This window comes from Vitreoscilla stercoraria DSM 513 (assembly GCF_000382305.1).
Lineage (GTDB): Bacteria > Pseudomonadota > Gammaproteobacteria > Burkholderiales > Neisseriaceae > Vitreoscilla > Vitreoscilla stercoraria.
The window spans coordinates 53,771-74,744 of the sequence record NZ_KB908021.1 but is presented as its reverse complement, the minus strand read 5'-3'; the positions used below and the strand labels follow the sequence as shown (position 1 = coordinate 74,744).

Annotated in this window: 15 protein-coding genes and 1 tRNA gene; 8 read left to right on the top strand and 8 right to left on the bottom strand. The window is 46.9% G+C overall.

The features are described 5' to 3' along the window. Positions 1 to 117 precede the first annotated feature (117 nt). The 6 genes from H150_RS0103985 to argB form a co-directional block, all read right to left on the bottom strand. Positions 118 to 201: transfer RNA gene (locus H150_RS0103985), tRNA-Leu, on the bottom strand. Positions 202 to 258: 57 nt separating this feature from the next. Next, entirely contained in the window at positions 259 to 1,611 is a 1,353-nt protein-coding gene (gene xseA, locus H150_RS0103980) for an exodeoxyribonuclease VII large subunit (RefSeq protein ID WP_019957760.1), read from the bottom strand. 152 nt (positions 1,612 to 1,763) lie between these two features. After that, a complete protein-coding gene (locus H150_RS0103975; protein ID WP_104931708.1) occupies positions 1,764 to 3,125 on the bottom strand; it encodes an FAD-binding oxidoreductase in 1,362 nt (453 codons plus the stop codon). A 66-nt stretch (positions 3,126 to 3,191) separates the two neighbouring features. Beyond that, positions 3,192 to 4,139: an alpha/beta hydrolase gene (locus H150_RS14695; RefSeq protein WP_169708864.1), complete on the bottom strand. Its 948-nt coding sequence runs from the start codon at positions 4,137 to 4,139 to the stop codon at positions 3,192 to 3,194. 43 nt (positions 4,140 to 4,182) lie between these two features. Beyond that, positions 4,183 to 4,458 carry a GNAT family N-acetyltransferase gene (locus H150_RS13665; protein WP_019957757.1) on the bottom strand — a complete coding sequence of 92 codons (276 nt, stop codon included), beginning with the start codon at positions 4,456 to 4,458 and terminating at the stop codon, positions 4,183 to 4,185. A gap of 48 nt (positions 4,459 to 4,506) precedes the next feature. After that, a complete protein-coding gene (gene argB / locus H150_RS0103960; protein ID WP_019957756.1) occupies positions 4,507 to 5,382 on the bottom strand; it encodes an acetylglutamate kinase in 876 nt (291 codons plus the stop codon). Positions 5,383 to 5,672: 290 nt separating this feature from the next. Here argB and H150_RS0103950 point away from each other — a divergent pair, with 290 nt between their 5' ends. Together H150_RS0103950 and H150_RS0103945 are read left to right on the top strand one after the other, a co-directional pair. Next, positions 5,673 to 6,515 carry a hypothetical protein gene (locus H150_RS0103950; RefSeq protein ID WP_019957755.1) on the top strand — a complete coding sequence of 281 codons (843 nt, stop codon included), beginning with the start codon at positions 5,673 to 5,675 and terminating at the stop codon, positions 6,513 to 6,515. 146 nt (positions 6,516 to 6,661) lie between these two features. Continuing rightward, positions 6,662 to 8,125, top strand: coding sequence for a SulP family inorganic anion transporter (locus H150_RS0103945; protein ID WP_019957754.1), 1,464 nt, complete (start codon positions 6,662 to 6,664; stop codon positions 8,123 to 8,125). Positions 8,126 to 8,225: 100 nt separating this feature from the next. On the opposite strand, the gene ruvX is transcribed toward H150_RS0103945, so the two are convergent. Then, positions 8,226 to 8,684, bottom strand: coding sequence for a Holliday junction resolvase RuvX (gene ruvX / locus H150_RS0103940; protein ID WP_019957753.1), 459 nt, complete (start codon positions 8,682 to 8,684; stop codon positions 8,226 to 8,228). Continuing rightward, the gene (locus H150_RS0103935) at positions 8,677 to 9,255 is read right to left on the bottom strand and encodes a YqgE/AlgH family protein (protein WP_019957752.1); all 579 of its coding nucleotides are present in this window, start codon (positions 9,253 to 9,255) and stop codon (positions 8,677 to 8,679) included. Before H150_RS0103935 ends, ruvX begins: the two co-directional genes overlap by 8 nt. A gap of 160 nt (positions 9,256 to 9,415) precedes the next feature. On the opposite strand from H150_RS0103935, the gene gpmI reads away from it, so the two are divergent. From gpmI to H150_RS0103905, 6 genes are all read left to right on the top strand, one after another. Then, positions 9,416 to 10,939: a 2,3-bisphosphoglycerate-independent phosphoglycerate mutase gene (gene gpmI / locus H150_RS0103930; RefSeq protein ID WP_019957751.1), complete on the top strand. Its 1,524-nt coding sequence runs from the start codon at positions 9,416 to 9,418 to the stop codon at positions 10,937 to 10,939. A gap of 25 nt (positions 10,940 to 10,964) precedes the next feature. Continuing rightward, positions 10,965 to 12,263 (top strand): murein hydrolase activator EnvC family protein, encoded by a 1,299-nt coding sequence (locus H150_RS13660; RefSeq protein ID WP_051082984.1) that lies wholly within the window; start codon positions 10,965 to 10,967, stop codon positions 12,261 to 12,263. Positions 12,264 to 12,366: 103 nt separating this feature from the next. Then, the gene (locus H150_RS0103920) at positions 12,367 to 13,890 is read left to right on the top strand and encodes a S41 family peptidase (protein WP_026353452.1); all 1,524 of its coding nucleotides are present in this window, start codon (positions 12,367 to 12,369) and stop codon (positions 13,888 to 13,890) included. A gap of 69 nt (positions 13,891 to 13,959) precedes the next feature. After that, positions 13,960 to 14,682, top strand: a complete 723-nt coding sequence (tadA, locus tag H150_RS0103915; protein ID WP_026353451.1) for a tRNA adenosine(34) deaminase TadA — start codon at positions 13,960 to 13,962, stop codon at positions 14,680 to 14,682. Positions 14,683 to 15,022: 340 nt separating this feature from the next. Then, a complete protein-coding gene (gene gltB / locus H150_RS0103910; protein WP_019957747.1) occupies positions 15,023 to 19,483 on the top strand; it encodes a glutamate synthase large subunit in 4,461 nt (1,486 codons plus the stop codon). Between the two features lie 62 nt (positions 19,484 to 19,545). Continuing rightward, positions 19,546 to 20,955 (top strand): FAD-dependent oxidoreductase, encoded by a 1,410-nt coding sequence (locus tag H150_RS0103905; protein WP_019957746.1) that lies wholly within the window; start codon positions 19,546 to 19,548, stop codon positions 20,953 to 20,955. Positions 20,956 to 20,974: the final 19 nt, after the last annotated feature.

Genomic DNA, 20,974 nt, shown 5'->3' with positions numbered 1-20,974 from the left:
AAACAACTAAAAAGCCTTGATGCCTTTGAAAGCCTTGATATACCTGAAAGAATGTTTACCGCATTAAACACCGTTAAACACAAAAAAGCCCCTAAAAAAGGGGCTTTTTTCTTATCGTGGTGCGGATGGAGAGACTCGAACTCTCACACCAAAGGCGCTGGAACCTAAATCCAGTGCGTCTACCAATTTCGCCACATCCGCAGAAGAGAGAAGCATTATAGGTAAGGTTTTTACAAATGTAAAGTATTACGAACGCATTTAATCAAATAAACCTTGCTGCGGACTGCCACGAGTCACTTGAGCGGCGGCATCACTGCTGTGGAACACAATATCAATGTGTTGACCAAACTTCAAATCATCAGCAGAAGTAATGACTTTGCCACGACGATTTTTAATCACAGAAAAACCACGCTCTAAGACTTGTTGCGGCGACAATGCTTCTAGTAAAACTTGCTGGCGTTTCAAGCGTTGGTGCTGGTTTTGCCATTGTTGTTGCCATGCTTGTTGTAACAATTGTTGTTGCTGTTGCAAAGTTTGCTGCCACTGCTTAATGCTAGGAGCAGCGGCCTGTAATTGAGCTTGTTGCCATTGCAAGTATTGTGTGCGTTGGCGCAGCAAATTTTGCATGCTGTAATCCAATTGTTGCTGCTGTTGGCGCAGTTGTTGGCGCTGGGTCGCGATGCGTTCATTGGGATGTTTGACTTGGCGCGCATACCAATCAATGCGTTGGCTCAAATCTTGGTAACGGCGTTGCAAAGCGGTATGCATCACATTGTGTAAAGACGCAATGTATTGGCGCCATGCTTGCGCATCTGGGCTGACCATTTCTGCCGCACCTGTGGGCGTAGGTGCACGCACATCGGCTGCAAAATCACTCAAAGTGACATCGGTTTCGTGCCCGACACCTGAAATCACCGGAATCGAACACTCAGCAATCGCACGCAAAACCACTTCTTCATTAAATGCCCACAAATCTTCAATGCTGCCACCACCACGACACACAATCAACACATCCACTTCTTGGCGCGCATCGGCTGTGGCGATGGCTTGGGCGATTTGATAATGGCTGCTTTTGCCCTGTACTGGTGTGGGATACACGATGATGTTCAAGGCACTCATGCGGCGATTCAAAGTCGCCACCACATCGCGCAAAGCCGCTGTCGCAGTACTGGTCACAATACCAATGGTTTGTGGATGCGCAGGCAATTCTTGTTTGCGTGCCTCGTCAAATAAGCCTTCTTGCGCCAATTGCTGTTTCAAACGCTCATACGCTTCAAACAAAGTGCCCATACCCGAAGACCGCAGCTGAGTGACATTGATTTGAAACTCGCCACGGGCTTCGTATAAAGTGATTTTACCTGTCAATTCGATGTGCTCGCCCTCACGCAAAGGTGTGGTCAAGCGATCGGCATAGCTTTTAAACAAAGCGCAACGCACTTGTGCTTGTTGGTCTTTGAGCGAAAAATAATAATGCCCGCTGCTGGCATGGTTCAAATTGGAAATTTCACCACTGACCCAAACATTGGCCAGATTTTGTTCTAATAATTGGCGTGCCAAAGCGTTCAATTGTGAAACGGCAAGCGGTGGCGGGCTAAACAAATGATCGGACATGAGAAAACATTCAGACTTTACAGGCCGCAATTATAGCCCAATCGGTGCTTGGTATGAGCATGTTTTTAGCATGTCAAAAAGCATCAGCGTCCTGTAAAGTTTACAGGACGCTGATGACTTCTGTGATGACACATCTTGAATCAAGATGAATGTTAAGGCAAAACCTTCCCAACATTAAACAAATTCTTACTGTCCAAACTTTGTTTCATGGTTTGCATCAATGCCAATTCTTGAGCGGTGCGCATATAAGGCATCCATTGGGTTTTAAGTTGGCCAATACCATGTTCTGCCGCCACCGTACCGCCAACGGCAAACACTTGTTCGTATACCAAAGCATTGATGTCGGTTTCATATTGATAAACTTCATTGCTCAAAATATCGGCCATGAAAACATTGTAATGCAAAGAACCATCGCCCAAATGCCCAAATACCACCAAAGTCGCCTGTGGATAAGCGGCCTGTAAAACTTGCTCACATTGGTGGATAAAGGTTGCCACTTGCCCAATGGGCATCGCAATGTCGTGTTTGATGCTGGCACCTAAATGGCGTTGCGCTTCAGAAATGTGTTCACGCAAAGACCACAATTGTTCACGCTGTTGTTCCGACTCTGCCACCACCGCTTCGGCAAATTCAGCATCCCACAACACTTGCATCAATTGCTCTTGCAGCAAAGAATTATCGGTGCTATCAGTCAACTCTAAAAGCACATGCCACGGCGCTTGTAACGGCTGTTGCAATTGTAATAATTGAGAAGACAAATCCAAAGCAAATGCGCTGATCAATTCAAAACTGCTCAAACGCTCGGCAAAATGTTGTTGCATGGTTTGCAATAACAATACCGCCGCCTCAATATTATTCACCCCCACCCAAGCGGTCACATGGGTTTTGACAGGCGCAAACAGTTTTAAGGTCGCCGCAGTGATGATGCCTAAAGTACCTTCGGAGCCTATCAGCAATTGTTTGAAATCAAAGCCTGTGGTATTTTTGTGTAAAGGCGTGAGCTGTTCGACCAAATCGCCATTGGGCAACACCACCTCCAAACCCATGACCAAGTCGCGCATCGGGCCATAACGCACCACATTCACACCACCTGCATTGCACGCAATATTGCCGCCAATTTGGCACGAGCCTTCCGATGCCAAACTCAATGGAAACATGCGCCCTGCCGCTGCGGCATCGGCCTGTACTTGCTGCAAGATGCGCCCTGCTTCTACGGTAATGCAATTGTCCGCCACATTCACGCCGCGCACACGGTTCAATTTGCTTAAAGACACAATAATACCCAAACCTGCCACCGCATCAGATGGTGTAGCGCCGCCACACATGCTGGTATTGCCACCTTGTGGCGTGATGGGAATGGCATGTTCAAAACAATATTTCACCACAGCTTGCACACTGGCAACCGAAGTCGGTTGCACCACTGCCCACACTTTGCCTTGGTAACGACGGCGCTGATCTAGGCAAAACGCTGCCATGTCTTGCTCATCTACAATCAATTCATTGGCTGCCAGCATTTTTTTTAAAGCTTGAATGTGTACGGATGTGTCTGCCATTGTGGTTGTCATGTGTGGTTCACCGTTTTAATCTTGGTATAAAAATTTGATGCCATCTAAAGTCGCGCGAAACATGGCACCAGTATGGGTTTCGCCTGCATAACGCTCTTGCTCTAATTGCAAATGAGCGGCCTGTAAGTTTTGCAAACGCATGCCCATGTCTTCAACCTTATTGACCATTTGCTTTTGTGCCAAAATTTGCGCCCGCTCTCCATTGGCATCCACATGTGGCGATGGCGCTTGTTCGTATTCACCAACAGTCATGCGCACTTTTTTAAGCTGTTTATTTTGCAGCAATGGTGTGAAATAACTGTCAGGTAAATGTTGCAAACTGCCCTCATTCCACCACATTGACGGACTGGAAATGATGTAATGGCTGAACATTTCAGGACGCTGCATCAAAGCATACAAAGCCAACACGCCACCATAAGAATGCCCCAAAATCGCTGATTTTTGTGAATTGATGCGGTATTTTTGCTGTAATTGCGGTATCAACTCTTGTTCTATCATGTTCAAAAACAAATCTGCTTCGCCTTTTGGTGGCAAGCTCGGCGCAATTTTGCCTTTGGCTTGCATCGGTGGCGTATAGTCAAGTGAACGCATCGGGATATCAAGCAACTGTCCATTGTCATAACCAATACCCACAACCAACAAAGGCTTGGCACCATTGTCACGGGCGTGATTCAAATAAGTATAAGCAGCAGTGGATGCTGTAGGAAACATCATTTCGCCATCCAACACAAATACAGTTTGATAACCTTGTGCAGGAGCTTCCCCAACAGCCAAGGTTTGAATGCGGTAAGTGCGTCCTGTTTGCTTAGATGGCAATAAGATTTGCTGAGCTTGTGGCATGGTCGCCGCTTGCCAAGTCACGGCAGCCTGATTGGAAACGAGTTTAGGTTGTGCTTGCGCTGCCAAAGGCGCACAAAAGAGTGCCGCCAATGAGCTGGCAGCTAAAAAATCAATTAATTTCATGGTTTTCACATCAAAAAAAACCATCTTCACTCAAGATGGTGGTTTAACGATTGCGGTGGCGTTTGTTTGCCAACATGGCCGTTGCGTAACTGCATGAGCTGCTGAGCTTGATGCTTTTGCCTAATGTGTATTGAAAAATGGCTTCAACCAAACGTTTGGCAAAACCTCGCCCTTGAAAAAAAGGCTCCACTTCCACATAGCGAATGCGCCAATGCTCATCATTGGTCACAGCATAATTCAATTCACCCACAATGTGCCGTGCCGCATCCAAAAGCACCCAACGGTGTTCGCCCGAACGGTGTTCAATTTGCAGTTCCATTACCTTCACCTTTTCAAGTATGGGCAGCGGCACGACGCATTATCAGAATTACTTCTCCAAAATCATAGAACCTACGCCCGAGTCTGTAAACAACTCCAACAACAAAGCATGTGGCACACGACCATCGATGATGATGGTGGCTTTCACACCATTGGTAGCAGCATCCAAAGCTGATGCAATTTTAGGCAACATTCCACCGCTTAAGGTTCCATCTGCAATCAATTCATCGACCAAAGCTGGGGTTAAATCGGTTAACAATTCGCCGTTTTTGTCTAAAATCCCGGGCGTATTGGTCATCATAATCAAACGCTCTGCTGCCAACTCCTTAGCCAAGCGTCCTGCAACCAAATCGGCATTGATATTAAATGCTTCGCCCAGTCGACCCACACCAATCGGTGCAATCACAGGAATATAGCCTTTTTCTGCCAAGCCGCTGATTAGAGTCCCATCAATGGTGTCAATCGTGCCCACTTGACCGATGTCGACGCCATTTTTATCTGGTGTGTTGATAAACAGTTTTTTGGCCTTCATAAAATGACCATCTTTGCCCGTCAAACCCACGGCTTTACCGCCATATTGGTTAATCAAAGACACGATTTCTTTGTTCACCGAACCGCCCAAAACCATCTCCACCACATTCATGGTTTCGGCATCGGTCACGCGCATACCTTGTACAAATTCACCATGCTTGCCGACTTTTTCCAACATCTGATTGATTTGCGGGCCACCACCATGCACCACTATCGGATTCATGCCACACAGTTTTAACAACACGATGTCTTTGGCAAAGCCTTCTTTAAGCTTTTCATCGGTCATGGCATTGCCACCGTATTTGACTACAATGGTCGCGCCAGCATATTTGCGGATATATGGCAGGGCTTCTGCCAAGATTTCTGCACGTTCTTGTGCGTTTTCAATATTCATTTAGATGATTGCTTTCGTTGACAAGCTGGGTATAACAGCAATTGTGCAACGGACGACAGATTATTTCAATCATTATGATTTTCAAACTGACAAAACGCACACTGTTGGCATCCATTTAAAAGTTTGCAATAAAATGCTTTTCAAAGCCGATACCGATACCGCACACCCATTATTCAAATACAGGCACCAATATTTTCTCGTAGCCTGATGAACACCACTTAAATACACAAGCGCCATACAACTATTCAAATTTCATGTTTTGCAGCATATAATTTTGCCTTCTTAAAACCATGACCACTGTTGTGATTGAAACCATGAACCCGATTGCCGACAATATGATTGACTCCAACAAATCCCAACCTCGCTCCGATGGGTTTTGGGCCAGTAAATTCAAAGCCACAGGCATCCACTTATTGATTTGCATATTGATTGCCACCACCATTTTTGTGTTGATGACCCAAATGTGGTATCCAGATGGTTTACTCACTTTGGCAGGTGGCTTACGCTTTTTCACGGTATTGGTCTGTTGTGATGTGATTTTGGGTCCCATCATCACCTTGGTTGTCTATTCTATTAAAAAATCCAAACGCGAACGCTTTTGGGATTTTGCCATCATAGGCACAGTGCAAGTGGCGGCTTTGAGCATTGGTTTGCACGCCATTATTGATGGTCGTCCTGCGTTTGCAGTTTTCACCGGCAAAAAAATTGAAATCATCAATGCCGTACACATGCAAGAACATGAATTGGCTTTGGGCAAACAAGCCCCATTTCAGCACGTTTCATGGCAAGGTCCTGTCGCAGCGATAGCCCAATATCCTGAACAAGATGCCAAACTACAAAGCGCCATCATGGACAGCGCTGGCGCAGGTTTTGGCTTTGCGTATATGCCACGTTTTTATGAAACTTTAGCGCAGCCACAATTGCAAGTTTTACAAAACGCCATCAAACCCATAGCCCAATTAAAACAACTGGCACCCACGCGTGTTAATGACATCGACCAAGCTTTACAAAATGCAGGTTTGAACGAACAAAATGCAGGCTGGTTAGATGTTGAAACCAACAACGGTTTTGGTGTTGCCATCGTAGAACGTGCCACAGGCAAAACGCATCATTATTTGGACATTGATGCATAACATCTTTGTTTCAAAATGATTTCATTCACTAAGCGTCCTGTAAACATTTACAGGACGCTTATTCATTCACAAAACAACAATGTTAAAATAAGCCCTTTTTTCAGACCATTCATCGCCTTATTTTGAATGTCTCACACAGGTTATCCATGTTATCGCAACTCAAAACCCATTGGTTTTCCAACATCCGCGCCGATGTTTTATCAGGCTTGGTGGTCGGTCTGGCACTGATTCCCGAATCCATCGCTTTTTCCATCATCGCAGGCGTTGACCCGAAAGTTGGCTTGTACGCCTCCATTTGTATCGCCATCACATTGGCTTTTGCAGGCGGCCGCCCTGCCATGATTTCTGCTGCCACAGGTGCTGTGGCGCTTCTTGTGGTCGGTTTGGTCAAAGACTATGGCTTGCAATACTTGCTTGCAGCCACCGTTTTGGCAGGCATATTGCAAATTGTCATCGGTTATTTGAAATTGGCCAAATGGATGCGTTTTGTCTCCAAATCAGTAGTGACAGGCTTTTTGAATGCTTTGTCCATTTTGATTTTCATGGCGCAATTGCCGCATTTTGTCGGTGCTGATGCCAGCATGTATGTGTTGGTGGTGTTGGGCTTATTGATGGTATATGGATTTGCTTATTTACCCAAAATCGGTAAGCTTTTGCCCGCGCCATTGGTGTCTATTGTCTTGTTAAGCATTTTGGTGTTTGCATTGGGTATAGAAACCAAAACCGTTGGTGACATGGGCAGTTTGCCCGACACTTTGCCTGTGTTTTTGTTACCCAACATTCCCTTCAATTGGGAAACTTTCATGATAATTTTGCCCTATTCGTTGGCGATGGCGGTGGTAGGTTTGCTTGAATCGATGATGACGGCAACCGTTTTGGACGACATCACCCAAAGCCCAAGCGACAAATTTCGCGAATGCAAAGGTCAAGGCATGGGCAACATCGTCAGCGGCATGATGGGCGGCATGGCAGGTTGTGCGATGATTGGGCAATCGTTGATGAACGTCCAATCAGGCGCACGCACACGTTTGTCAACTTTCAGCGCAGGCGTGTTTTTATTGGTGTTGGTGGTGTTTTTGGGCGATGTGATTGCCCTCATTCCCATGGCAGCTTTGGTGGCAGTGATGTTCATGGTGGCGTTTTCGTCATTTGATTGGGCATCCATCACCCAAATGCACCAACGCCCTTTGAGTAGCAATATCGTGATGGTGGCAACGGTTTTGGCGGTTTTGGCCACACACAATTTGGCGGTGGGTGTGTTGTTGGGCGTAGTGTTGTCAGCGCTGTTTTTAATGAACAAACTAGAGCGACAATTGCACATTTCAGCAACCAGCAATGCCCAAGGACACAGCGTTTACAGCGTTGAAGGCGCGGTATTTTTCAGCTCCGTCCCACAAATAGTGGCGTTTGTTGCCAATCAAATGCACCAATCAACCGTCGTTTTGGATTTCACCCACGCCCACATTCATGATTTAACCAGTGTGCAAGCGATGGATGACATGCTCAAAAAATGGCGCAGCAGTGGCAAACAAGTGAGCTTAACCGGCTTAAACCCACACAGTTTGGCGTTGTTTGAGCAACACGCCACCGAAAAACTGCATCAATCTTAAACACAAGCATTCAAACCAAAACAAAGCGTCCTGTAAGTTTACAGGACGCTTTGACATTCAAAACGCATTTGCCATGCATGAATAGGTTGCTGTCGATGTTTTAAGACTCTGCTTTGCGCTCTACCAATTCCATCGCGCCATTTTCAAAAAACGTCATCAAAATCGCTTGGGCGGCCACTTGGTCTAAATAGGCTTTTTGTTTTCGACCAAACACATTCGCCTCGGCAAGCAGGCTTTCAGCATAGACTGACGACATACGCTCATCGACCAAATACACAGGCAAACCAAAACGCCCATTCAAGCGTTGCGCAAATTTGCGGCACAAAGCCGAGGTTTCATGCTCCACGCCATCCATGTGTGCAGGCAAACCCACCACCAATTGGTTGGGACGCCATTCTTTGATCAAAGCTTCCACTGCTGCAAACTTTTTGCTGTTTTCCGTTTCGCTGATGGTGACAATCGGATGCGCCATTGCCACTTCGGCATCGCCTTGTGCCACGCCAATGCGCGCAGCACCAAAATCAAAACCCAAAGTCGTCCCGCGTGGTGCTTCAAGCATGTCCTGCCCCTTGTACTAAATTGGCAGGATTGATACCAAGCAATTGCAAAGCAGCGTTGTAACGCTCCGCAACAGGCAAATCAAACATGATGTGTTGGTCTGCTTTGACCGTCAGCCAAGCATTTTTCGCCAACTCGTCTTCAAGCTGGTTTTTTTTCCAACCTGCATAACCAATGGTGGCCAAAGTTTTGGCTTCTGTGTTTTGAGTATTGTGTGCCAAGTCCTCAATAATATCGCGTGAAGTGGTAAAAGCGATGTCTTCGCTGACCAAAACACTGCTTTCCCAATCTCCCACAGGCGTGTGCAATAAAAAGCCTCTATCGACTTGTACAGGACCGCCCATCAAGACCGCTTGTTCATCGTATTGCAATGGCGTGCGCTGTTGTATGGCTTCAAACAATTGGTTCATGGTTAATGGTGATGGTTTGTTAATCACCACGCCCATCGCACCGTCTTCATTGTGTTCACAAATGTACACCACGCTGCCACTGAAAAATGTATCGTCCATATTGGGCATGGCAATCAGAAAATAATTGGCCAAATTTTCTATTTTTTGGTTGGTTTTGGTCATGATGACACCTCTTTAATGTGTTCAATTGCAGTTACAATTGACTGTCTATATGGTGCTGTCGTTGAATTTGACAAGTCTTACAACGTATAATTGCGCTCTCAATTGAAAAACTGCGTGCACGCAGTGCTCATTTTACTGTGTCTGTATAAAGGTCTGTGACGTGAATATTACCAAACCCATCGTTTTGCTCATCTTAGACGGCTTCGGCTATCGTACTGAAATCGAAGACAATGCCATCGCTGCGGCAAACACCCCGCGCTTGGACGCTTTGATGAAAGACTACGCTTTTGGCACCATTGATGCCTCTGAACGCATGGTCGGCTTGCCGCGTGGTCAATTTGGTAATTCTGAAGTCGGTCACTTGAATATTGGCGCAGGTCGCATTGTTGAGCAAGACATCACCCGCATTGATATGGCGGTGGAAGAAAATACTTTGAAAGACAACGCAGCTTTACAGGACGCTTTCAAATACGCCAATGGCAAAAAATTGCATTTGATAGGTTTATTGTCTGACGGTGGCGTTCACAGTCATATCAGCCATTTCTTTGCTGTATTGGATGCTGCGGTGGCAGCTGGCGTGGCAACGATTGTGGTGCACCCATTTTTAGATGGTCGTGACACACCACCGCAAAGCGCCGAAGCGTATTTAGCCCAATTACAAGACTATACCAAAGCACACCCACAAGTGCATATTGGTACGGTTGTGGGTCGCTTTTTTGCAATGGATCGTGACAACCGTTGGGAGCGTGTGCAAACCGCTTATGACGCTTTGGTAGGCGTTGCTGCACCATTCAGTGCCAATTCAGCCGTTCAAGCCTTACAGGACGCTTATGCGCGCGGTGAAAACGACGAATTTGTACAAGCGACATTGATTGATTCGAACATGGTGATTGAAGACGGCGATGTGGTCATCAATATGAATTTCCGTGCCGACCGTGCGCGCGAAATCACCCAAGCCTTGCTCAATGCAGATTTTGATGGTTTTGAACGTGCCAAACAGCCAAAAATCGCTTACTACACCAGCTTAACCAGCTACGGCAAACAATACACCCACCCTGTAATGTTTGCACCACAATCAATCAGCAATGGTTTGGGCGAATTTGTATCCTCTCAAGGTTTGACGCAATTGCGCATTGCCGAAACCGAAAAATACCCGCATGTGACGTATTTCTTCAGCGGCGGTCGTGAAGAACCGTATGCAGGCGAAGAGCGTATTTTGGTGCCGTCTCCAAAAGTGAAAACTTATGACATGCAGCCTGAAATGAATGCGCCTGTGGTGACACAACACATCGTAGAAGCAGTACAAAACAACCGTTTTGACTTCATCATGTGCAATTTTGCCAATGGCGACATGGTCGGACACACTGGCGTATTTGAAGCGGCAGTCAAAGCGGTGGAAGCATTGGATACCTGTGTCGGTCAAGTGGTCGATGCGGTGATTGCCGCAGGTGGCGAAGTGTTGATTACGGCAGACCATGGCAATTGTGAAAACATGTTTGACCACGGCAATGGCCAAGCACACACACAACACACCACCCAACCTGTGCCATTCATTTACGTGGGTCGTCCTGCAACGATTCAAACAGGCGGTGCGTTAAAAGACATCGCGCCGACTTTGTTGGCGATGGCAGGTTTGACGCCACCTGCTGAGATGAGCGGTCAAAACTTGATTCAATTTGCTTAAACCTTAACCTGAGGTAATGCGCCGCATGAAATGGATTCCATTATTTGGTTCTGTGTTTGCTCTGAGTGCCAGCATGGCATTGTGGGCAAACACGGCGGCGCCATCGGCGCAAAATCTTGAGGCCAGTCAAGATGTTCAAGCCGTACAGCAAGAGCTCAAACAAGCTGAGCAAACCCTCAGCGAACACAAACAAGAGCAGAAAAAACTCAACACCGACATTCAAAAAACCCAAACCGCCCTGCAAGCGGCAAGCCATGAATTGGCGCAACTGACGCTCAAGCAACGCCAATCAGCAGAAGTATTGTCACAACTGCAATTGCAATTATCCCAATTGCAAACCCAAAACCAACACAACAAAGCCCAAGCACAACGCTTGCTCAATAGCCAATACAAAAACAAGCAGCCTGAAGCGGTGGTTTTATTGCTCAAAAACAGCAATCCCAACCAAAAAGGTCGCCATATTGCCTATTTGCGTTATTTGCACCAAGCCAATGAACAGGTTTTGCGCGATTTGAAGCAACACATGGTGCAAATCGACGCTCAACAGACAAAAATTGCCGCAGAACATGCCAAACTGCAACAATTGCAACAACAAAGCACTAAAGTACATCAACGCTTACAAAGCCAACGTCAAGGTCAAGCCAAACAACACACTGTTTTGCAAAACAATATTGCCAAACAACAAGCCCACATTCAAGATTTAAAACAAGACGAAAAACGCTTGCAAACTTTGCTCGCTCGCCTGAACCGACAGCAAGCAGCCAAACCCAAAGTTATCAAAAAAACACTGCCTAAAGTTGTCAGCAATCAAGCTGTTACCACCAAACCCAAAACTTTACCCAAATTAAATACTCCCAATACTCAGCACGGCTTGACTGCCGAAGACATGGCTTTGGATGCAAACGCTTTTATCCAAACGGCTGCCAGTGCGCCTAGCCATCGCTTTAGCCAAATGCAAGGACGTATGGCCTTGCCTGCTACGGGAATGATTACAGGACGCTTTGGCAGCGCACGTCCTTCAGGCGGCACTTGGAAAGGCATTTTCATCCAAAATCAAGGTGCAAGCGTACACACCGTAGCCGAAGGCGAAGTGGTATATGCCGCAACGCTGCAAGGCTATGGCAGTACGGTGATTGTCGATCACGATGGTGGTTACATGACAGTGTATTCTGGTTTGGCATCCATACAAGTGAGTACAGGTGAACAACTTACCTCGCGCGCACGAATAGGCAGCAGCGGTCGCTTGCCTAGCGGTGAGCAAGGCACATATTTTGAAGTGCGCTACCAAACCCGTGCGATGAACCCTTTATCGTGGGTGGGTTAAAAACATTGTTTAGCAAACATTTACTGCGCTGTGGTTGTTTGTTATGGCAAAAGTGAATATGCTAATGCCCTGAATGAGTTTGTTGAAGAATGGTAAAAATTTAATGACAAAGCAAAAAAATACTGCGAAAAAACTCGCCATCTATGGTTTTGGCACTCTAACAGGCATTGCCTTGAGCTTGAGTGTGCAAAGCTTTGCCAACGAACAAGACAAAAACAGTTTGCCAGTTCAAGGCATCCGTACTTGGGCTGAGGCTTATGGTCAAATTAAGGCCAATTATGTTGAAGTCACCGATGATGAAAAATTGCTAGAAAGTGCCATCCAAGGCATGGTTTCCAGTTTGGACCCTCACTCTGATTACATGTCGCCTAAAGATTTTGTCGATTTAAAAGAAAATACGAGCGGCGAATTTGGTGGTTTGGGCATGGAAATCGGCTCTGAAGATGGCTTTATCAAAGTCATTGCGCCTATTGAAGATACGCCTGCTGAACGTGCGGGTGTCAGAAGTGGCGACTATATTACCAAAATCAACGAAACCTCTACCCGTGGCATGTCGACGACTGAAGCGGTGAAATTGATGCGAGGCAAGCCTGATACCAAAATCACCTTGACCTTGTCACGCAAAGATGCCACTCAACCAATTGTCGTGAATTTAACCCGTGCCGTCATCAAAGTACGCAGCGTGCGCAGTCATTTGCTTGAACCGGGCATTGGTTATGTGCGCATTACTCAATTCCAACAACCGACTGTTGCCTTGCTCAATGAAAATATTCAAAAATTGGTCAAAGAAAACAAAGGCAATCTCAAAGGTTTGATTTTGGATTTGCGTGATGACCCTGGTGGTTTGCTCACAGGTGCGGTAGGCGTATCGGCAGCATTCTTGCCTGAAGGCAGTAAAATTGTCAGCACCAAAGGTCGCGATGGCAAAGAAGGCATGAAACTCAAAGCCACCCAAGACGATTATGCTATGGGTGAAAGCAAAGACCCATTAGCGGGTTTGCCTGCCAATTTAAAAGACATTCCAATCACGATTTTGATTAATTCAGGCTCAGCTTCTGCCTCTGAAATCGTTGCAGGTGCTTTGCAAGACCACAAACGCGCGGTTTTGGTCGGCACACCATCGTTTGGCAAAGGCTCGGTGCAATCGGTATTACCGTTGTCCAATGGCGGTGGCATCAAATTGACCACGTCTTTGTATTACACGCCTAACGACCGTTCGATTCAAGCGCAAGGTATTTTGCCCGATGTCGAAGTCAAAGACAAAACCCGTACTGTTGAATACCGTGAAGCCGATTACCGTGGTCACATTGCCAATCCAAATGGTGGTGAAGAAAACAAAGGCGGCATTGTCGTATACGATGAAGAACCTGTAAAAACGGCCAGTGACACATCCAGCGTCACGCCAGCTGACAAAGACGATAAAAACAAATCCAAAGACAAGAAAAACAGTACCGAAGATATTTTAAGTTCACGCATTCCCAACCCTGCCAAAGACGAGCAATTGGCCAAAGCTTTGTCTTTGCTCAAAGACCCTAGCGCGTATCAAGAAGCCATGGGTAAAGGCATGGACAAGAAAAAATTGGACGAAGCCAAGAAAGAAAAAGACAAAAACAACACTGAAGATTGATATCCATCGGATGATTATCTTAACCACTGCCCGCGTTGCTGCGGGCAGTTTTATTAGCAGGACGCTTATTTGAATACCTCCCTCAGTACGCCACCTTTAAGTCCCTCGGTGGTGCAACGCTTACACACATTAAACCTTCACACGGTCGACGATTTGCAGCAAGTGGGTGCAGCCACAGCCTTTGCACAGCTCAAAGCCTCAGGTTTAACCGTGACTTCTACCGTGTTATGGCAATTGGGTGCATTGTGCCACGGTGTGCCTGTGCAGCAATTGGACAGTGACGCCAAACAAGCTTTACAGGACGCTTATAAAGCCTTACCGCCCATACGTTTACCGCCACCCTTAGTCGAACAAAAAAGCCATATGCAACATGCCTTAAGGCAAGCGCAACGGGCTTTTGATATGGGCGAAATTCCAATTGGTGCCGTCGTGGTGCATGATGGAAAAATCATTGCCGCTGCACACAATGAATGCATACAGCAGCATTTTGTGGGCGCACATGCCGAAATGCTGGCTTTGCAACGAGCAGGACAAATTTTGGGTACGTATCGTTTGTCTGAGTGTGATTTGTATGTCACGGTTGAACCTTGCACCATGTGTTGTGGCGCTTTATTGCAATCTCGAATCCAACGGGTGTTTTATGGCATTGCCGAAGCCAAAATGGGGGCTGTGCAGAGCCAATTACAATTGCAAAATCACAAATCACTCAATCACCACAGCGCATTTTTCAGCGGCATTTTGGCGGACGATTGCCGACTTTTAATGCAAAATTTCTTCAAATCCAAGCGTTAAATTTTACCAAATTTTTTATCTTAGCCATTTCTGCCAAAATATTGCTAAATCAAGGCTTTTTATCTTTATTCAAAGTAGTTTTGTATTTATTTTTTAGCATAAACCATATAAAACTGCCTGTAAAAACGGCATCATCTGTTAAAACGAGCTGAAATATAAAAGTGAGTATTTTTAAATATTTAGCTTAGACATTTGATAGCAATGACAATTTTGAGACAGTTCCGCAGTGCAAAAAACCTTTGACGCACAGCAACATTTTTCTGTATGTTTATAAACCCAAGTTTAAAAACAACAACCTCCTCATCGACATCAGACCAGCGTCAGAAAGGTCGCAGAAATTATGTTGCACGATCGCTCCTTAGTAAAAGAAAACTGTGGCTTCGGCCTGATTGCACACTTAGAAGGCCAGCCTAGCCACAAAGTAGTGCGTACAGCCATTTTAGGCTTATCCCGTATGCAACATCGCGGAGCCATACTCTCAGATGGAAAAACAGGTGATGGTTGCGGTCTATTATTACAACTACCAAAAACCTTCTTCCAAACCGTAGCCGAAGAAAATCATGTCCACTTAGCAAAACAATTTGCAGTCGGCATGATTTTTTTTCCCCAAGACGACGCTTTAGAGCAAGAATTCAAAAATATTATTGAAGACGAATTTTTGCAAGAAACCTTACAGGTCGCTTGGTGGCGTGATGTGCCTGTCAACGAAAGCATCTTGGGTTCGATTGCCGCATCCAGCATGCCACGCATCCGCCAAGTGTTTGTCAATGCCCCAGCTGGCTGGCGTGAAAAAGACATGGAACGCCGCATGTTCATCACGCGCCGCCGCATTGAAAAGCGCATCAGCCACGAAGATTTTTACGTTTGCAGCTTGTCCAATCAAGTGACCATTTACAAAGGCTTGTGCATGCCTAAAGACTTGCCTAAGTTTTATTTGGACTTGGGTGATTTGCGCATGCAATCGTCAATTTGCTTGTTTCACCAACGTTTCTCAACCAACACCTTGCCACAATGGAAATTGGCTCAGCCATTCCGTTATTTGGCACACAATGGCGAAATCAACACCATTTCCGCCAACCGAGCTTGGGCACAAGCACGTGCTTACAAATACCGCACCCCATTGATTCCCGATTTACAAACGGCAGCGCCATTTGTGAACAACTCAGGTTCAGATTCTAGTTCTTTGGACAATATGTTGGAATTGTTTGTCAACGGCGGCATGGACTTGTTCCGCGCGATGCGCTTGCTCGTGCCACCTGCATGGCAAAACAACCCAGATATGGACGCTGATTTGCGTTCATTCTACGATTTTAATTCCATGCACATGGAACCGTGGGATGGTCCTGCGGGCATCGTATTGTCCGATGGTCGTTATGCGGCCTGTACCTTGGACCGCAATGGTTTGCGCCCTGCTCGCTATGTGATTACCGAAGACAAATTGATTACCATCGCATCCGAAGTGGGTATTTGGGATTATGCACCTGACGAAGTATTGGACAAAGGCCGCGTCGGTCCGGGTCAATTGTTGGTGATTGATACCCGTACTGGCAAAATGTTGCACTCACACGAAATCGACAACGAGCTCAAAGCACGCCATCCGTACAAAGATTGGTTGCAAAAAAATGTCTTGCGCTTGGTGCCATTTGAGCAAATGCCTGAAGACGAAGTCGGTGATGCGTCTTTGAATCAAGATGAGTTAACCATTTATCAAAAACAATTCGGTTACAACCAAGAAGAATTGGAAACTGTGTTGCGGGTGATGGGTGAAAACGGTCAAGAAGCCGTCGGTTCTATGGGTGATGACGCGCCGTTTGCGGTCTTCTCTGAGCGTCCACGTTTGGTTTATGACTATTTCCGCCAATATTTTGCCCAAGTGACCAACCCGCCTATTGACCCATTGCGTGAAGCACACGTGATGAGTTTAGCCACTTCCATTGGGCGTGAAATGTCGGTGTTTTTTGAAGCCGAAGGCATGTCCAGCCGCGTGAATTTCAAATCCCCAATTTTATTGTATTCAGACATGCAACAATTGTTGCGTTTGCCAGCGAAAGACTACCAACACCAAGTCTTGAAAGCCGTTTACAACCCTAACACCACGACTTTACAAGACGCTATCAAACAGTTGTGCGATGAAGCGGTTGCAGCGGTTCAAAACGGTGCGGTTTTGCTCGTGATTTCAGACCGTGAGATTGGCAAAGATTTGATTCAAATTCCAGCGCCGCTGTCTGTTGGTGCAGTGCAACAGCGCTTGGTGGAAACCAATTTGCGTTGTGATGCCAATATTGTGGTGGAAACGGGCTCAGCGCGTGACCCACACCATTTTGCGGTCTTAATCGGTTTGGGTGCGACTGCCGTGTATCCATATTTGGCATATGAATCTTTGGCGTATATGGTCTCTTGCGGTGCGATTGCCAAACCTTTGCGTGTGGTGACAGCGAACTTCCGCAACAGCATCAACAAAGGCTTGTACAAAATCATGTCGAAAATGGGTATTTCGACTGTGTCATCTTACCGTTGTGCACGCTTGTTTGAATTGGTCGGCATCGGCAATGAAGTGGTGAATGAGTGCTTCAAAGGCATGGTCAGCCGCATCAATGGCGCGGGCTTCCCTGAGTTAGAAGGCGATTTGAAAAAATGGCACAAAGACGCGTGGCGTCAAAGCAAAACTTTGGATGCAGGCGGTTTGCTCAAATACAAACCGCAAGGTGAGTACCATATGTACAACCCTGATGTGGTCAATACTTTGCAAAAAGCAGTCAATTCAGGCGATTACCAAGACTATTTGGCGTATCGCGATGTGGTCAACCATCGCCCAGCTTCCACCATTCGCGATTTGTTGCGCATCAAAACCGAAGCCGCCACAGCCATCGACATTGCCGAAGTCGAGCCTGCAACCAACTTGTACCAACGCTTTGACTCAGCCGCGATGTCTATTGGCGCATTAAGCCCAGAAGCACACGAAGCTTTGGCCATTGCGATGAACCGTTTGGGTGGTTTTTCCAACTCAGGCGAAGGTGGTGAAGACCCAAAACGCTACGGCACGGAAAAAGTATCCCGCATCAAACAAGTCGCTTCAGGACGCTTTGGTGTGACACCTGCGTATTTGATGAGCGCGGATGTGATTCAAATCAAAGTCGCACAAGGTGCCAAACCTGGTGAAGGCGGTCAGTTGCCGGGCGATAAAGTCACGCCTTACATCGCCGAATTGCGCTATGCCGTACCGGGTTCAACCTTGATTTCTCCGCCTCCGCACCATGATATTTATTCTATCGAAGACTTGGCACAATTGATTTTTGACTTGAAACAAGTCAATCCTAAAGCTTTGATTTCAGTAAAATTAGTGTCTTTGCCAGGCGTGGGTACGATTGCCACAGGCGTGGCCAAAGCCTATGCCGATTTGATTACCATTTCAGGCTATGACGGCGGTACAGGCGCTTCGCCTTTGACATCGGTGAAATACGCAGGCAGCCCATGGGAATTGGGTTTGGCCGAAGCGCAGCAAGCATTGGTTGAAAACAATTTGCGCCACAAAGTGCGTTTGCAAGTTGATGGCGGCCTGAAAACAGGTTTGGACATTGTCAAAGCCGCGATTTTGGGTGCAGAAAGCTTTGGTTTTGGTACAGGTCCGATGGTGGCTTTGGGTTGTCGCTATTTGCGCATTTGCCATTTGAACAATTGCGCCACAGGCGTGGCTACCCAAGACGATACATTGCGCCGCAAACATTTCCATGGTTTGCCTGAAAAAGCGATGCATTACTTCCAATTCATTGCGCAAGATGTGCGTGAAATTTTGGCATCTTTGGGCGTGGCAAAATTAACCGATTTGATTGGTCGCACCGACTTATTGGAATTGATCGAAGGCAAAACCAACAAGCAAAAAGGTTTGGATTTATCGGCATTGTTGTACGCACCTGTCGTTCCTGAAGGTTCGGCACGCTTTTGCACCCAAACCAATCCGCCATTTGACAAAGGCGAATTGAACCGTGCGATTGTGGAAGCCACGACCGATGCTTTGGCCAACCACAAAAACGTACAACAACACTTTGATATCTGCAACCTTGACCGCTCAGTTGGTGCCACGGTTTCGGGTTTGATTGCCGCACAATTTGGCAATCGTGGTCGCATCGAACACAGCATTGATTTGCATTTTAACGGCACCGCTGGCCAAAGTTTTGGCGTGTGGCTCGCAGGCTCGGTGAATTTGTATTTGACGGGAGACGCCAACGATTATGTTGGTAAAGGCATGGCAGGCGGACAAATTGTCATTCGCCCTCATGGCGGTACTGCTTTCAAAGCAGAAGACGCTACCATCGCGGGCAATACTTGTTTGTACGGTGCCACAGGTGGTGCATTGTTCGCATCAGGCCGTGTTGGTGAGCGTTTTGGTGTGCGCAACTCAGGTGCAACTGCCGTGGTGGAAGGCATCGGCGACAACGGTTGTGAATACATGACCGGCGGCGTGGTGACGGTATTGGGCAAAACGGGTATCAACTTTGGCGCAGGCATGACCGGTGGTTTTGCCTACATTTTGGATGTGGATGGTGGTTTTACAGGCCGCATCAATGGCGAAATGGTCGAAGGTTTGTCGATTGCGGATTTGCCGATGCACCAAGAACATTTGCGCGGCTTGATTGCGCGCCATGTGGAATACACCCACAGTGCGGTGGGCGAACGCATTTTGGCCAATTGGGAAAATTATATCGACCAATTTGTGTTGGTCAAACCCAAAGCCAATGACGTCAATGCCTTGCTCGGTCACAAACGCCGCAGCGTGACCGAATTGCGTGCCGTTACCCAATAAAAACCTGAACAAGCGTCCTGTAAACGTTTACAGGACGCCCATAAAAACATTAGGAACACCTTATGTCACAACAAGAAAATGTCTATCAATTTATTGACTTACCCCGTGTAGATCCACCTAAAAAACCTTTGGGCGCACGCACATCCACTTTCGTAGAAATTTACCAAAGCTTCACCGCCACGCAAGCGGCAGCACAGTCTGACCGTTGTTTGGGCTGCGGCAACCCATATTGCCAACACAAATGCCCATTGCACAACAACATTCCCAATTGGCTGCGTTTGGCATATGAAGGTCGCATCATTGAAGCAGCAGAATTGGCACACCAAACCAACAGTTTGCCAGAAGTATGTGGTCGCGTGTGTCCACAAGACCGTTTGTGCGAAGGCGCATGTACTTTGAACGAAGAGTTTGGCGCCGTAACCATCGGCAGCGTGGAAAAATACATCACCGAAACGGCTTTTGCACAAGGTTGGCGGCCAAGTGTGGCACCATTACAAGCCGATGCAAAACGGGTAGCGATTGTCGGTTCAGGTCCTGCGGGCTTGGGTTGCGCGGATGTGTTGCGCCGTAATGGTGTGGCTGTAACGGTGTATGAACGCGCTCAAGAAATTGGCGGCTTGCTCACTTTTGGCATCCCATCATTCAAATTGGAAAAAGAAGTCTTGATACGCCGTCGTGAAATTTTCACCGATATGGGCATCGAATTCAAATTGGGTGTCAATGTTGGCGTAGATGTCACATTAGACCAATTGGTAGCCGATTACGATGCGGTGTTTTTGGGCGTTGGTACTTACCAAAGCATGCAAGCTAATTTGCCTAATGAAGACGCGCAAGGCGTGTATTCAGCCTTGCCATTTTTAATTGGCAATACCGAACACCAAATGGGTTTGACTGATGCCAATTTTGTGTCGATGCAAGGCAAACGCGTGGTGGTTTTGGGCGGTGGCGACACGGCGATGGACTGCGTACGCACATCTATTCGTCAAGAAGCTGCTGAAGTGATTTGCGCCTATCGCCGCGATGCCGAAAACATGCCAGGCTCGAAAAAAGAATTTCAAAACGCCAAAGAAGAAGGCGTACAATTCCAGTTCAATGTGCAACCTGTCGCCATCGAAGTCAATGAAGACGGTCAAGTCAACGGCTTGCGTGTGGTCAAAACCCAAATGGGTGCGCCTGACGCACAAGGCCGCCGTCGTGCTGAAACAGTAGCAGGCTCCGAAACCGTGATTGCGTGTGATGCAGTGATTGTGGCATTTGGCTTTGCCCCACATTCCATGCCTTGGCTCACGAATTTGGGCGTGAATATCGACGCCAAAGGTCGCATTCAATCCGAAGGCGGCCTGAAACAACAAACCGCCAATGCCAAAATCTTCGCAGGCGGCGATGTAACACGCGGCTCGGATTTGGTCGTGACTGCGGTTGCCGAAGGTCGCGATGCCGCACACAGCATTTTGGAATATTTGGATATTTGATTTCTGAATATTAAAACCA